The sequence below is a fragment of the Fibrobacter sp. UWT3 genome (assembly GCF_900230125.1).
Taxonomy (GTDB): Bacteria; Fibrobacterota; Fibrobacteria; order Fibrobacterales; family Fibrobacteraceae; genus Fibrobacter.
Genome location: NZ_OCSS01000001.1, coordinates 1,284,405 through 1,299,278 on the forward strand (window position 1 = coordinate 1,284,405; position 14,874 = coordinate 1,299,278).

Annotated in this window: 11 protein-coding genes; 10 read left to right on the forward strand and 1 reads right to left on the reverse strand. The window is 57.3% G+C overall.

Translation table 11 applies throughout. The features are described 5' to 3' along the window. Nucleotides 1–17: 17 nt before the first annotated feature. The 5 genes from smc to CRO08_RS05550 all read left to right on the forward strand — a co-directional run bounded on the left by smc (nucleotide 18) and on the right by CRO08_RS05550 (nucleotide 7,696). Nucleotides 18–3,572 (forward strand): chromosome segregation protein SMC, encoded by a 3,555-nt coding sequence (smc, locus tag CRO08_RS05535; RefSeq protein ID WP_097035363.1) that lies wholly within the window; start codon nucleotides 18–20, stop codon nucleotides 3,570–3,572. A gap of 1 nt (nucleotide 3,573) precedes the next feature. Then, complete coding sequence (locus CRO08_RS05540; RefSeq protein ID WP_097035364.1) at nucleotides 3,574–4,485, forward strand: DMT family transporter; 912 nt, start codon at nucleotides 3,574–3,576, stop codon at nucleotides 4,483–4,485. A gap of 57 nt (nucleotides 4,486–4,542) precedes the next feature. Beyond that, entirely contained in the window at nucleotides 4,543–4,809 is a 267-nt protein-coding gene (locus CRO08_RS16680; protein ID WP_141398253.1) for a hypothetical protein, read from the forward strand. Between the two features lie 11 nt (nucleotides 4,810–4,820). Beyond that, complete coding sequence (locus CRO08_RS05545; RefSeq protein WP_176495070.1) at nucleotides 4,821–5,828, forward strand: TraB/GumN family protein; 1,008 nt, start codon at nucleotides 4,821–4,823, stop codon at nucleotides 5,826–5,828. Between the two features lie 134 nt (nucleotides 5,829–5,962). Beyond that, nucleotides 5,963–7,696, forward strand: coding sequence for a CBM35 domain-containing protein (locus CRO08_RS05550; protein WP_097035366.1), 1,734 nt, complete (start codon nucleotides 5,963–5,965; stop codon nucleotides 7,694–7,696). Between the two features lie 97 nt (nucleotides 7,697–7,793). On the opposite strand, the gene metK is transcribed toward CRO08_RS05550, so the two are convergent. Continuing rightward, complete coding sequence (metK, locus tag CRO08_RS05555; RefSeq protein ID WP_097035367.1) at nucleotides 7,794–8,984, reverse strand: methionine adenosyltransferase; 1,191 nt, start codon at nucleotides 8,982–8,984, stop codon at nucleotides 7,794–7,796. Nucleotides 8,985–9,248: 264 nt separating this feature from the next. Between metK and CRO08_RS05560 the strand changes: the two genes are divergently transcribed. The 5 genes from CRO08_RS05560 (at nucleotide 9,249) to CRO08_RS05580 (ending at nucleotide 14,854) form a co-directional block, all read left to right on the forward strand. After that, nucleotides 9,249–10,688 carry an FISUMP domain-containing protein gene (locus tag CRO08_RS05560; RefSeq protein WP_097035368.1) on the forward strand — a complete coding sequence of 480 codons (1,440 nt, stop codon included), beginning with the start codon at nucleotides 9,249–9,251 and terminating at the stop codon, nucleotides 10,686–10,688. A gap of 9 nt (nucleotides 10,689–10,697) precedes the next feature. After that, nucleotides 10,698–11,459, forward strand: a complete 762-nt coding sequence (locus tag CRO08_RS05565) for a Nif3-like dinuclear metal center hexameric protein (RefSeq protein ID WP_097035369.1) — start codon at nucleotides 10,698–10,700, stop codon at nucleotides 11,457–11,459. A 145-nt stretch (nucleotides 11,460–11,604) separates the two neighbouring features. Further along, the gene (locus tag CRO08_RS05570; RefSeq protein WP_072812183.1) at nucleotides 11,605–12,525 is read left to right on the forward strand and encodes a M23 family metallopeptidase; all 921 of its coding nucleotides are present in this window, start codon (nucleotides 11,605–11,607) and stop codon (nucleotides 12,523–12,525) included. A gap of 72 nt (nucleotides 12,526–12,597) precedes the next feature. Beyond that, nucleotides 12,598–14,016 (forward strand): lamin tail domain-containing protein, encoded by a 1,419-nt coding sequence (locus tag CRO08_RS05575; RefSeq protein ID WP_141398254.1) that lies wholly within the window; start codon nucleotides 12,598–12,600, stop codon nucleotides 14,014–14,016. 1 nt (nucleotide 14,017) lies between these two features. Further along, nucleotides 14,018–14,854: a hypothetical protein gene (locus tag CRO08_RS05580; protein WP_141398255.1), complete on the forward strand. Its 837-nt coding sequence runs from the start codon at nucleotides 14,018–14,020 to the stop codon at nucleotides 14,852–14,854. Nucleotides 14,855–14,874 lie beyond the last annotated feature (20 nt).

Consider the following 14,874-nt stretch of genomic DNA (forward strand, 5'->3'; position numbering starts at 1 on the left):
TACTACATTAATATTCAGTGCAGATTACAAAGTTAAAGATTTTCGGATTCAAGTCCTTTGCGCAAAGGACAGAAATCAATTTCCCCACGAAGGGTCTTACCGCCGTGGTGGGCCCGAACGGGTGCGGAAAGTCGAACATTACTGACGCTATCCGTTGGGTGCTTGGTGAGCAGAAGGCCGCCCTCCTGCGCATGAGCAAGATGCAGGACGTGATTTTCAGCGGTACCGAGGAACGTGCCGCCATGAGCCTTGCCGAAGTTTCCATCGTTATCGATAACAGCGATGGTACGCTTGCCTCTGAATATTCTGAAGTGATTGTTACCCGTCGCGTCCATCGCGACGGCTCGGGCGAATATCTGATAAATAACCAGGAATGCAGGTTGCGCGACGTGCATGCCCTGCTCTTTGACTCGGGCCTGGGTTCCAGTACCTACTCGCAGATGAACGCCGACATGATCAAGGCGGTGTTGAGCGACAAGGCGGACGACCGTCGTGTATTGTTTGAAGAGGCTGCCGGCGTGAGCAAGTACCGCCAGCAGCGCAAGGAAGCCGTACGCCAGATGGAACGCGTGCAGATGGACATGGCACGCGTGGAAGACAACCTGCGTGCGACCCGCCGTTCCGTACGCCAGTACGAGACCCAGGCGGAGAAGGTCGATGAATACAAGAAACTGACGAAGCGCCTGCGCGAACTGGACCTTTCCGTGAGTATCGACAAGTTCGAGGACCACAAGGAAGGGCTCAATACGCTCGATACGTCGTCCCGCCGCATGGAGCACGAGGTCGAGACCGCAAAGACGCGTGCGACCGAACTGCAGACCAAGATTGAGGAAAAGAAGCTCGATATCAGCGAGGACGAAAACGCCTATCGTGAACTGGAACGCGAAGTCCAGGCGGCGACCATCGAACTCAACAACCTGAACAACGACATCGTGCGCCTGAAGGATTCTATCTCTGCGACCGAGGCGGCAAGCGCGAAGGCCCAGGACGAGATTGAACGCAGCGAGCAGAAGGTGGGCGAGCTTACTGCCGAGAAGGAACGCCTCGAGAAGGAAAACGAGGCGCTCGGTAACGATTCCGAGATGGACGAGATGAGTGCCATCCTGGAACGCGAACGCGAAACCCTGCAGGTGATGCGCGACAAGCTCGATGACCTGCGCACCCGGTCGAGGGAACTCTCGAACGAGCGCCTGCAGGCGGCGAATGCGCTGAACGCGCTCCGTTCCCGCTTTGAACGTGCCGATGCCGAAACGGATATGCTCCAGTCGAACCTTGACGGCTGGAATAGCGAACTGGAAACACTCCGTACGCAGCGCGATGAAGCCTTGCGTGCTGTGGAAGATATCCAGCAGGGCATGGATACGGCCCGCACTGAAATTGAAAATCTCGAGGAGCAGAAATCCGTTCGCGAGGAACGCATTGAATCGCTTCGGTCGGAACAGTCCGAACTTACTGCCCGCATTGCGGAACTGAGGAACGAGGAGGCTCGCCTGCAGTCCCGTATCGACGTGCTCGAGAGCGTTGCTAGCGAGGGCTCCGATGCGAGCCGCTGGCTTGCCGAAAACAAGTCGAACCTCACGCAGGGCCTGCTTTCTGAACGCATTAGCGCGACACCTGAATATGCCCACCTGGTAGAAACCGCACTGGGCGATATCCTTGATTCCGTGATTGTCGACAATGCGGGTAGCCTGGGCGAGATTGTCGCCTCCCTCAAGAACGAGAACGTGGGCCAGGCTCTGATGGCGCTCACGGCAAAGCCGCGCCCTGCCTTTGCGGGCAACATCGAGGGTAACGGCGTGATTGGCCCGATGGCGAATTTCGTGACGGCGGATGAACCCACAATGGCATGGCTCCGCGGGATTCTTTCGCGCTACATCCTAGTGGAATCGCTCGATGCGGCGCTGGAACTTGCCGAACGTTACGGTAACGACGACCTCTGTTTTGTGTCCCCGGATGCGACAGTTCGCACGGCGGGGCTCGTTTCTACGGGAACGCCGACCGCGGGTACATTGAGCCGCAAGAACGAGATTGAAAGTGCCCAGCAGGCGCTTGCCTGCGTGCAGGGCGAGCTCTCGCAGAAACTTTCTGACGAGGAGCGGGTACAGGATACCCTCGCCGAGGAAACCCAGATGCTCGAATCGCTGGTGGATGACATCCGCGAGAAGCAGAACTCGCTCCACGGGGGCGATGCCGCCATTGCAATCCAGAAGAATACGGTTGCCTCTTGCGAATCCCGCATGGCGACGCTCGATGCCAACTGCAACAGCGCGCGTGCCCGCATCGATGAAGCCGCTCAGCGCAAGAATTCCGATGCGGAACTTGCCGAGGCCGCGCAGGCTGCGGAACGTGCCGAAGGCGAGTACGACCGCGTGAACGATGAACTCGGCGAGCAGGAACAGTTGTTCCGCGACAAGGACGAGGAAGTTCGCGAACTTGAAAGGAGCGTCCTCGACAAGAATGCGAAACTCGCGCAGAACACGAGCCGCCTCAAGGACATTGCCGACCAGATGGACTTCCTCGGGAATACGATTGTCAACCGCAAGGACGAAATCGCGAAGAATGCAGAAGCGATGGACAAGCTCCGTAGCGATTCCGAAGGGATTGCCGACCAGGTTCAGGCGAAGGATTCCGCCCTGCGTGAAATCGAGAGCAGGCGAGACCTTGCCCGCGAAAAGTACGAGCTTGTTTCGGGCGATATCGATGAATGGCAGAAGGAGGTCAACAGCCTCCGTGACGATATGATCGAGAAGATGCACGACCTGAACGATATCGTGCGTCGTCGCGAGGCCCTGCAGGCGAATGTCGACAGGCTCAAGGAACGTATCCTTACCGACTGGGAAGTGAACCTGGAAGAACCCGGCGATATTGAACGTGTGGAATACTCCCAGCCCGAAGCGGACCGTGAAATCCGTGAACTGCGCGTGAAAATCAAGGAACTTGGCCCCATCAACGTGAACGTGATGGAAGATTACGAGGACGAGAAAAAGCGCCTGGAAGAAGTCGAGAAGCAGTTCGACGACCTGGACCGCGCCCGCGCATCGCTCGACCGTACCATCACCAAGCTTGACGATATTGCCCGCAAACGCTACCTCGAGACGTTCGAGCGCATCCAGAAGAATTTCCAGTTCGTGTTCAGCAAGCTGTTCCTGAATGGCGAAACCAAGATGAGCCTCGTGGAAAAGCTCGACGAGAACGGCAAGCCGCTCGATATCCTCGATGCGGATATCGAAATCAACGTGCGCCCCACGGGTAAGAAGATGCGCGGTATCAAGGCGCTCTCCGGCGGTGAACATGCCCTGACCGCAACGGCTCTGCTGTTTGCTATCTACATGGAAAAACCCTCGCCGTACTGCGTGCTGGACGAAGTCGACGGCCCGTTGGATGACGCTAACGTGGGCCGCTTCATGGCGCTGCTCCGCGAATTCAGCAAGCAGACCTTGTTCATCGTGGTGACGCACAACAAGCGTACCATGGCCGAAGCCGACATGCTCTACGGCGTGACGCAGGAAATCAAGGGTATTTCCCGCATCGCCAGCGTGCAGTTGGCTGATGCGACCAAATTTGCGATTTAATATGCCTCGTACACCTCGTCCAGTCATCCCCGCGAAGGCGGGGATCTTCGCTTTCAAAGGCTTTGCCTTCGCCGCCCTTTCTGCCATTTGCTATGGCACGAACCCGCTGGGCGCATTGCATTTGTACGCTCAAAATTACTCGCCGGAGACGGTTCTCTTTTACCGTTTCTTCACGGCAGCACTTCTCCTTTTTGTGGTGATTCTTGCGAAGGGCTCGCACTTTAAAATTTCATTCCGCGAATTCGGAGCGCTTGTCGCGTTCGGATTCCTCTTTGCGGTGAGTTCGCTTACATATTATGCTTCGTTCAAGTACATGGACGCGGGGCTTGCTTCAACGCTATTGTTCCTTTATCCGCTAGAAGTCTCGGTGCTCATGGCGGTGTTCTTCAAGGAGAAAATCAAGACCTGGACCATCGTTTCGATTGCGGTCTCTATGGCTGGCGTGGCTCTCCTCTATCGCGGTGGCGATGGCGTGCCGCTCAGTACCATGGGCCTTGTGCTTGTTTTCGCCTCGTCGATTGCCTATGCGATATACATGGTGATGGCGAACCGCATCAAGTTGCAGATGGGCTCCGTGAAGATGACGTTCTACGCCATCTGCTTCTGCCTCGTTTTCCTGCTGCTCTATGCGGTGACGCTCGGTTCGGGCCTCCCGCCGGTGTTTACGCAGGCAAGTTCGTGGGGGTGGGGATTCATGCTCGGGCTCGTGCCGACGGTGCTTTCGCTCATATTCATGGTGAAGGCGGTCAAGATTATCGGGTCTACGCCTACGGCGATTCTCGGGGCGCTTGAACCCGTGACTGCGGTAACGATAGGCGTGCTTGTCTTTGGGGAAATCCTTACGGGCAGGCTCATTGCGGGCATTCTCCTGATTCTCGGGTCCACCGTGCTTATCGCCGCCAAGCGGAAATAACTGGCCTTTTGCCCTCTGCCCACTGCCTACTGCCAACTAATTACTATATTCACAGGCATGCAGGCAATTTGTTCTAAATGCAATAAGGAATTCAACGACAAGGTGGGTATGACCCCCTTGCAGAGCAATATGGCTATCCGCGTGCGCAACAAGGTGGGCAATATCTGCCCCGAGTGTCGCGCCGAAATAAGCAAGACGCGTCGTGGATGGTGGAAAATGTTCTTCTACGATTTGAAAATCGGTTTTTATTGCTTCTGGTTCCTGGTTCCCGTGGTGCTCTTCTTTGCGGCGTTTACGGTGTTCCTTGCCTTGTATGTTCTTTAAAGGGGGTTGCTATGTTGTCTAGGATTACGCTGGTTTGCTTGCCCTTGCTGGCTATGCTTGCGGGTTGTGCCTCATCCGAGAAGGCTCATTCTAAAAAGGATGCGTCTGCGGAAGGAGTGAACGAGAATGCTGTTTCTGAGGATGCAGTTTCCGAAGAAGAGCTTTTGACGAGATACCAGCGCGCAAGGCACATGCTATGGCAGGTTTCGGATTCCAATTCCAGCGTATACCTGCTGGGGAGCGTCCATTTTGCGGATTCCACGTTCTACCCGCTAGATACGGCGATTACGAATGCGTTCGACCGTTCCGATGAACTTGCAGTGGAACTCGACATGACCGATACTGCAGTGTTTATGGAGATTGCCCGTCAGTCGGAACTGCGGGGCAAACTGCCGGCGGGGCAATCTTTGGCGCAGGTCTTGCCCAAGGATGTCAAGAAGCAGCTCGATAGCGTCTGCGCTTCGTGGTCTCTTGCTCCGGAGCTCCTCTACGGCTACAAGCCCTGGTCTGCCGCAATGACGCTCAGTTCCGTCGCCATCATGAGGCTCGGTTTCGACCCGAATCTCGGGATAGATTTCCACTTCTTGCGTAGTGCGCAGGAATCCAGGAAGAAGGTTGTTTCTCTTGAGTCTGCAGAAGACCAGATTGCGGTGCTTGTGGGGGAGGGCCTCCCGGATTCGCTCGGCGTTTACTACCTCAAGAGCACGTTAAGCCAATTGCAGGTGATGGATTCCTCCATCACGCTGATGATGGGCGCCTGGGTAAAGGGCGAAGATTCGCTATTCCGCGAAGCTATGTACATGGAACCTGAAGGTAGCGCTACGGATTCCCTGCTGGATGCGCAAATCGAGGAACTCGTCTACATTGCCCGTAACAGGACGATGGCGGATTCCGTTGCATCTTTCCTTACGCAGGACCGGAAGGTTTTTGTCGTCGTGGGTGCAGCCCACATGGCGGGGAAGGGCGATAACGTCCTCAAGCTCCTGCGCGACAAGGGCTTTACCGTCGAACAGCGCTAGTTTTGCGGCTCCTTGCGCCGTCTTTGCCGTTGTCTATGGACAACTTGTAAAAGCTTTTTTGTGCATTAAACGCCCTTTTTGCGCGAAAAAAGGATAGATTTATAAAAAAGTTGGTTACGCAAGGAGTATGCGGGATGTTTGAAGTTCCTTCCAAAGTTATAGCCGTCTTGTGCGGGCTCGCGGTTTTTGCGTCCGCCGCGGTGGACCAGTGCAAGCCCATCGGCTGGGCGACCCGTTCGGGCCGTACGTCGACCCCCTTCGAGGTGACGGGTGGCGGTAACGCGACCCCCATTACGGTAACGACTTTCGCCGACCTGCAGAAGTACGCCAAGGATTCCTCGCCGCGGGTCATCTACATCGACGGCACGCTCGGCAACGGTTGGAGTGGCACGACCGGCGACCGTCTGAACATCACGGCCTCGAACAAGACGATTATCGGCCTCAAGCCGGGAACGGTACTCAAGGCTCCTATCCATATCAGCAAGGCCTCGAACATCATTATCCGCAACATCGTCATCCAGGGCCCGGGCAGCAATGCCGACCAGGCGTGGGACAACCTCACCATCGAAAACGACGGCTCCAAGAACATCTGGATTGACCACTGCGAATTCTGGGACGGCCAGGACGGCAACGCCGACGTGGTGAAGGGTGCAGACAACGTAACGTTTACGTGGTGCATCTTCGGCTACAAGAAAAAGAGCACGCATAACCTCTCGAACCTCATCGGCAGTTCCGACAACGAGCCCGTGAGCGAGGGCAAGCTGAACGTGACCTACATGTTCAACTGGTGGAAGGCGGCGAACCAGCGAAAGCCGCGCTGCCGTTACGGCAACGTGCATGTGGTGAATAACCTCCTCACTGGCGATGCAAGCGTCACGGGTGGTACAGACGTGCTGGGTGTTTCGGCGGGCCACATGTGCACGGTGCGTACCGAGCGTAACGTATTCATCAACGAGGCTAACCCGATTTACACCGGCAACGCGAACGGCACCGGCGTGAACGAGGTAATCGACAACATCTTTACGAACTGCTCGGGCAACACGAAGGGCACGGGAACGTCGTTTACGCCGCTCTACGACTACACGGGATTCATGCTGCCGGCAAGCGAGGTGGAGGCCGCCGTGAAGGCGAATGTGGGTGCGACACTTAAGAGCCCCACGGAATGCGACGCAAACTATGTGGAGCCGCCACCCCCGACTCCTGACAGGCAGTACCAGGCGGACAAGGGCACGGCGACCAACAGCTTTATCGAGACTACGAATGCGGGTTACCATGGCGATGCCTACGTGAACTTTGACAAGGGCGGAAGCGTGGTCGTGCCCGTGAAGGTCGACGTGGCGGGCGAATACAAGTTCGAAATCGATTTCGCTAACGGTTCTAGCGAGGACCGCAGCCTGGTGATTTCTTCTGCAATAGACACGGCAACAAGCGTGTTCGAGAAGACGGGCGCGTGGAGCACCTGGAAAACGCAGGAAGTCTCGCTCAAGCTTACGGCGGGCGAGAACGGCGTGAAGTTTGCGACGCTTGATGGCAAGGACGGCCCGAACATCGACCAGTTCGATGTGACGCTCGTGAAGGAAATTGCCGCGCCGGATACCTCGAAGAAGGATACGGCTGTCGGCGACACGAGCTCGGGCGATACGTCCAAGACGGGCATCCCTGTGCTTTCGGGCTTGTCGCTCCAGCAGGGTGTATACAGCGTGAGCGTCTATGCGACCGACGGCAGGTTTATCCGCAAGGAGGAAAATGTTCCCCAGGCGACGCTCCGCAACACGCGTGAACTGACCGCAGGTCTCCCCGCAGGTGTGTACCTGGTTCGCGTTACCGCACCGGGCGCAAGCAGGAGCTACTTTACCGCAGTGAAATAGACGCGAGTTGCTTCAGTATGTAAAAGAAATAGCCCCGAAATCTCGGGGCCGTTTTCATATCTTGCGCTTGGCTTGCGCCGTTTAAAACGAGCAGTCTTTACACCTTAGCGGCTTTCTTCAACGCTGCGGCCTTGTCCGTCTTTTCCCACGTGAAGCGAGCACCCGTGCGGCCAAAATGGCCGAGCGCGGCGGTAGCCACGTAGCCCGGCTTACGCAGGTCGAGCATCTTCTCGATGCCTGCCGGGGAGAGGTCGAAGTTCTTCGCGACGATTTCTTCAATCTTGCGGTCGTCGATCTTGCCGGTACCGAAGGTGTTCACGAGCACGGACACGGGCTTGCTGTAACCGATGGCGTAGGCGAGCTGGACTTCGCAACGGTAGGCGAGGCCTGCAGCCACGATGTTCTTGGCTACGTAGCGGGCAGCGTATGCTGCACTGCGGTCCACCTTGGAAGGGTCCTTTCCGCTGAACGCGCCACCACCGTGACGGCCCATGCCGCCGTAGGTGTCCACGATAATCTTGCGTCCGGTGAGGCCGCAGTCGCCGTGCGGGCCGCCCACGACGAACTTGCCGGTCGGGTTCACGAGGTAGCGGGTATTCTTGTCCAAGAGTTTGGCCGGGATGACCTTCTTGATGAGTTTCTCGATGATTTCCTTTTCGATCACGGCGTGCTTGAGTTCCTTGCCCTTCACGAATTCGTCGTGCTGGGTAGAAATCACGACAGTGTCCACGCGTACGGGCTTGTCGTTCTCGTCGTATTCCACCGTCACCTGGGACTTGGCATCCGGACGGAGCCACTTGATGGTGCCTTCTTCGCGGAGTTCCTGAATCTTTTCCATGAGCTTGTGGGCGAGGCTGATCGGGAGGGGCATCAGTTCCGGCGTCTCGTTCACGGCGTAGCCGAACATCATGCCCTGGTCACCGGCACCCTGCTTGTCATCCTTCTTGCCGTCTGCAGCCTTGGCATCCACGCCCTGCGCGATGTCGGGGGACTGCTTGTCCATCGCGACGAGCACGGCGCAGCCCTTGTAGTCGAACTGCAGGTCGGGGTTCACGTAGCCGATATTCTTGATGGTGTTGCGGGCGACTTCCTGGAAATCGACGTTCGCCTTGGTGGTGATTTCGCCGGAAATCACGACGAGGCCCGTGTTCACGAGCGTTTCGCAGGCCACGCGGCTCTTCGGGTCCTGCGCGAGGCAGGCGTCGAGGATGGAGTCGGAAATCTGGTCGGCGACCTTGTCCGGGTGTCCCTTGGACACAGATTCAGAGGTAAAAAGATAATGTGCCATTATGGCTCCTTTGTGCTTCCAGCACCGAAAAGAATGTCGCATTTTTGAGCATTCCCAAGCGCTGAAAAAACGTGTTCATTTTTTATGCATAAATGTACAAAAACGCATAAGGTTTGACAACTCCGGACGGGCGGGTGAGGTTCAATTTGTCGTCATCTCTAGAATTATTTTTGGCGGTTTATCGGCCTTTTGTGCAAAAGGGCCTTTTTTGACGTTGTTGGGGAGTCTATTTTGTTACCTTTTTGAATAGGTCTGGGGTAACTCATGTTTTTTCGAATTTTTGCGCTTACCGCATTGGTTTCATCGGGGTTGATTGTTACAGCCTGTGGTGACGACAATTCCGTTGTACGCGATAACCTTCCGGGAAGTGTGCCGGAAGGGGTTGAATTTGGATCCTTTGTCGATAACCGTGACGGGGAATTCTATGCAACCGTCGTTATAGGTGACCAGGAATGGATGGCAGAGAACCTCCGCTATATCCCGCCTAAGGGAGGGAGTTTCTGTTACGACGATGACCCGAAGAACTGCAAGAAGTACGGTCGCCTCTACACCTGGGGCGCCGTCATGGATACCACCGGGGTCACCTGCGACAGCGATGACCCGGAGTGCTTCAACTGTGCGGCGAACCGCCGTTGCTACCAGTGCGGCATGGGGACTCTCTGCTTTGTCCATACGACGTTCCGGGGAATCTGTCCGGAACACTGGCATGTTCCCTCGCGTGAAGAGTGGCAGCGCCTGCTCGGACTTTACGCAAGCCAGGTAAAGACGAACTATAGCGAATATATGGATTACGAAGGGGTTAGCAATAGTTTCAAGGATATCCGTTCCTGGGACAAAGGGACAAACCTGTACGGATTCTCCGTGATGCCTGCGGGAGTCTGGATCCAGCGCAGGGTCTTTGACGATACTGACGACCCTAACGGCTACATAAAGTGGGATTATTTCGACAAGGGGTCCGAAACCTATTTTTGGACATCCAGCGAAAGGCATTTCGAGTATGCAAATGCGGTACGCTTCTACGAGTACGATGTTGTCAATCTCCTTTACGAAGACAAGTACAACGGTTACTCCCTGCGTTGCGTGCGCGACGTGGAACCGGGGAGAGTCTATTCTCTGGATTCTTCCGCTTATAGCGATTTTGACGAGAATGCCGCAAAACTGGTCGATCCGCGTGATTCGTCCGAATACAGGGTGACTGCAGTAGGGCCGCAGTTCTGGCTTGCCCGCAATGTCGATATTGAGCCCGAGGTAGGCAAGAGTTCCTGCTACGGAGACAGTACAGAGAATTGTGAAATCTACGGGAAACTCTATGACTGGGAGGCGGCTCAGTCGGTCTGCCCGCCAGGGACGCACCTGCCGTCTTCTGATGAATGGAACTCCATGCGCGATTATCTTGAAAAGCTCAAGGAAAACTCAAGCTATGTTGCATCCTGGCTCCGCTCCAGGGATTCCCTCTGGTCAAATTCCAGTTCCGCGCGCGATGACTTTTTCCGCTTTGCGGCGAAGCCCGCAGGCTACATGAACGAGGAAGGCGTGTACAAGGATAAGGGTGCGGGGGCCTATTTCTGGAGTTCCACGTTGACAGATGGTGCTGTCGGTATGTATCATTTAGGTGATGGCTGCTGTATTGACTTGGGCCAGAAATTTTCTCCCGCGGCTCAGGCCTCCGTCCGGTGTGTCGTGGATGCTTACAAGGACGATTAGCAGGGTATCATGCGAATTTCTGATTTTTCCGGCTGGCTGAACGACCTTCTTGAACCGCAGATGTTCAAGGACTACTGTGTGGATGGTCTCTGCGTTGAGGCTTCCGACAAGGTGACCCGCATCGTGACGGGAGTATCTTTCCGCGACAGGCTTATCGATGCCGCCATCGAGGAGCATGCGGACTGCATTATCGTGCACCACCCGAACGGGTTCTGGCAGGGCGAGAACCGCGTGCTCGTGGGCAAGTTCGGCGAGCGCATGCGCCGCCTGATGCAAAACGGCATCTCGCTGTACGGCTACCACCTGCCGCTCGACGGCCACATGGAAATCGGGAACAACGTGCAGATTGCCCGAGCGTTTGGCCTCGAGAAGATTGATGGGTTTATGCGTGAGGGCGAACGCACCGTGGGCGTCGTGGGGGAGTTTGCCGAGCCTGTTTCGCGCGAGGGCTTTGTGGACCTTGCCTGCGGAGTTTTCGAGCACGGGGTTCAGCACAGCCTCCTTTACGGTAGCGAGACTGTCCGGAAGGTCGCCATCTGCAGCGGTTCCGGCGCAAGCGGCATCGAGGAGGCCAAGTCCCTCGGTTGCGACACGTTTATTACCGGCGAAATCAAGGAGGCCGTGCCCATCGCCGTGGAGGAACTCGGGTTCAACCTGGTTTCTGCGGGGCACCACCGCACCGAGATTTTTGCCGTGCGCGCCCTTGCCCGGAAAATCGAGAACGACCTCAAGATACCCGCCAAGTTCGTGGATATTGACAACCCGGTCTAGTGAACAGTGCCGCCCGCGTGGCGGCCTCTTACTTTTTTCTTATTTTGATGCCGTTTTTTGCGAAATTTGAGCAAAAATGCGGAATTTACAATATAATAGAGGTTTTTACTTTTCTTTTTAGGGGTGTTTTTCTATCTTCTTGCCCGTGAAATTCGTAAAGGCCAACATCCATTACCAGAATTCATCGAAGTCGGTGACCCTCAACTTGCCGGAATTCCTTTTCCGCGGGCACTGGGCGGTCCGCGCCTTCGTCGTCGTTGGCCTCCTCCTTCTCGTAGTCCAGTTTTCCGCTACCTTCGTGCACGATGCCGTGCTGAAGCATGTCATCAAGTCGCGCCAGTACCTTGACCGCCAGATGGTGCAGATCGAGGGTACGCTCGACTATCTGGACGGGACTTCCGGCGTATTTTTCAAGGACGAACAGCGCGTGCATTCCAAGTTCGCGCTTACCCCGCCCGATGCTCAGGCCCGTGAACTGGGAACCGGTGGCTTTATCGGCCCCGAGTCGCTCCTGGTGCGCGGAACCTCCCCGGTATTTGAACGCATGGCGCTCCTCCGCGAGAATGCAGCGCGCATCCAGAACAAGCTCGACATGAACAACGCCGCGTTCTCCTCGCTCTCCGAATACGTGGGGCAGCAGCAGTCCCGCTGGCGTTACATACCTTCTATCGCTCCCACGCGAGGCAGGCTCGGTTCCGGGTTCGGCCCGCGCGTCCACCCGGTAACCGGCGAAGTCGGCCGCATGCACCAGGGTGTGGATATTGCGAACGAGCGCTGGACCCCGATTTTTGCGACGGCGGACGGCGTGGTGGAAAACGCCATGTACAATCCGTCGTTCGGTAACTTTGTGGCGATAAGCCACGGAAACGGGATTCGTACCCGTTATGGTCACATGCAGATGCTCCTCGTCAAGCCTGGACAGCTGGTCCACCGCTACGAGATCATCGGCTATATGGGTTCTACCGGCATGTCTACCGGCTCGCACCTCCACTACGAGGTCTGGGTCGGCGACCGTCCTGTAAACCCCGTTGCCTATATTCTTCCAGGCGACTACTCGGTCGACTGATATCCTGGCTTGCTCCAGTTAGGTGGCGTTCCTTCGGGACGGCGGGCGGGATAAACCCCTTCGGGGGACTACATGAAATTATTGCCCTGGCTTGCGGTAACCATTCCCGCATGCCCATTGCTTGTGGAGGTGTTTCCGGACCCGACGGACGTACCTGACCAGGACGGGGAGTTTGTCGAGGTGCGCCTGGATGCTACGTTCCGGGCGGACACGTTAACGCTGCTCATGGACGGGAAGGCGGCTGTCCGGGTGCCGTATCCGGAGGGGAACCGCCTGGTGCTGGTACACGACAGCGCGTTTTGCCCCGTGCGGGAGAATGTCGCCTGCGCGGTATTCAAGGAATCGCTCCCGAATTCGCGGGAAAGTCTGTGGAAACTCGAGGCGGGCACGTGCACGGATTCCGTGCTGGTGCCGGCCTCGAAGGCGGGGAAGGCATACCAGCGGCGGAGCGAGACCGACGACTGGGAGTTTACCGCCGCCACGCCGGGTTTCGCGAATGCAGGTTACGAGCAGGGGATTGCAGACTGCGGGATTGGCGCACTGCGGGTCGTGCCCGGGGAGGTTTCCGCGGGCGTGTTTGACTTCCGGGTGGAGGGCGTTCTTGATGGTTGCGACAGCGCGCAGGTTCATGCGGGCTGGCTCGACCTGATGGCGGGTGCGCCGCAATCCGGACGGCTCGATACGCTCGCCGTTTCGGGCCGGTTCGGATTCGGGTTTACCGCCCGAGGGAGCGTGCTGCTGCAGGTCTCGCTCCCGGAAGACGAGTACCCGCTGAATGACAAAATCGATACGCTTCTCGTGGTACCGGGCAAGGCCCCGCTGGTGATATCGGAGGTGCACCACTGCCCGCAGGAGCCCGTTCCCGAGTGGGTGGAGGTGTTCAACGCGTCGCGTTCGGCGGTGCCGCTGTCGCAGGTGGGTTTCTGCGGCAGGGGCGGCGTGCTGGGCGGTAGCGGGGATTCCCTATACCCCCTGCAGGCGCTTCTCGTGACGCGCGATTCGCTCGAGTTGAGGAGGCAGGTCGGGTTCCCCGACGTGCGGATAGTGCAGGTGGCGCTCGGGTACCTGAACAACACCGGCGGGTCGGTCGCCCTGTGTTACGGAGGGCAGGTTATAGACTCGGTTAGCTGGGGCAAGGGGACTGCGGTCTGCCCTGCAGGTTTCAGCCCGCTTTCGGGTGCTACCGACGATTCGCCCGGGTTTGTGCGCAAGGCGGGCAAAAAGACCGAGGCCCCGTTCACGCTGACGCTTTCCAGCCGGGTGGTGCGTGCGCGCGGCGTGCCCCTGCGGGTTCGGGTCGAGGGGGAGGGCGAGGTGAAGCTTCGCCTGCTCGATTCGGCTAGCAGGGAGGTGTGGAACGCCGTTGCGCAGGCGGGTTCCCCGCAGTGGATGGACGTACCCGTGCAAAGCCTGGGGAGCCGCGGCGTGAACTACGTGGCGGCGAGGCAGGGCGATTATGAAAAGGTGGTGGGAATTGTATTGCGTCCTTAGTTTGTCTAAAATCGCGGGCCATTTAGTTCAGGGCCGTTTAATCGCGCGCGGCTTGATCCCGTGCTGTCAAAACTCCTGTCTTGAACTGCGTCGCCTTGCCGCCATCATCTTCCTTGCTGGCTTTCTTTCGGGTTTCATCTCGCAGGCCTTCTGCTTCGATGCTCCTGTCGCCTTTGTGGGCGATTTCGGTTGCGCTCCCGAGGGTCTCCCGGGCTGGAACTCCACTCCTGCGCGCAAGTCCGTTCCCGCGTTCGGCATCTCGGGGTACATGCGTTCGGATTCTCCCGATGAATGGGTGCTCTCTGCCGCGGGGGAGTGGGGCAACCCGCATTACCGAGTCGCGTTTCTCTACGGCTACTACGCGCTCGATTCCCTGTTCCGAGAGTCGAGTGCTTCCATCGAGGCGTCTTTTTCCCGCTGGTTCCTTGTGGCGGGTCTCGGGTTCGGCGGTATAACGCAGTGGGTTCCGGGCGATGCCGCTTGGCTCCGCTACAGGCTCAAGTTTGGAATCTCCGCGCAGGCGAGGGGCTTCACGCTTGCTTCCTGGTGGCAGGGCTTTACTGACGAATGGCGGGAGTACCCGCGTGCGGGCGTGTTCTGGGACGCCTCGCAATCCTTCCGTGCCTATGTCGCGACGGACATGCAGGCTGTTTTCGTCGGCACAAGCCTCCGCTTTGCGTGGGGGAGTATCGAAACCTCGTACAGTTTTCCGGGCTTTTCGCTTGCGTTCGGGATTTCGTTCGCCTTTTCCGGGTATGGAATCGGGGCAAAATATGGTACGAGCGGCGCTCTTGGCCCGTGGGAAGGGCTCTGGGTGTCCAAATCGCTAAAAAAGTGAACTTAATTACAGGAATAGAT